The following is a 281-nucleotide window of genomic DNA, read 5'->3' on the forward strand; positions in this document are numbered from 1 at the left end:
TCCAACGCGGCGATGGTGCCACTCAGGTCATGCGTCAAGTACAGCGAACCGATGCGCGGAATCGCCACTTCCCAATGATTGCGCCGCTCGGCCATGTCTGGCAGTGCGAACAAGCGTAAAGGCTCACCTGCACCTTCGGGCGGGCGAGTCCAGGAGCCTTCGATGGCAGCGACCTTCTGCGGCTGAACTTTGAGACTGTGCTGGCCATGCAGGTCTCCCACCACGATCTGGACAGGTGTGAGCATGACGATTGTCCACAACGCCATGGAATATTGAAGACG

At 59.1% G+C, this 281-nt stretch carries 1 protein-coding gene; it reads right to left on the bottom strand.

Annotation, left to right across the window (positions count from 1 at the left end):
• The coding region (locus tag ORL50_RS28860) for a cytochrome ubiquinol oxidase subunit I (protein WP_266020119.1) at positions 1-245 on the bottom strand (245 nt) is incomplete at its 3' end.
• Positions 246-281: the final 36 nt, after the last annotated feature.

The organism is Pseudomonas sp. RIT-562, assembly GCF_026241895.1.
Classification (GTDB): Bacteria; Pseudomonadota; Gammaproteobacteria; order Pseudomonadales; family Pseudomonadaceae; genus Aquipseudomonas; species Aquipseudomonas mandelii_F.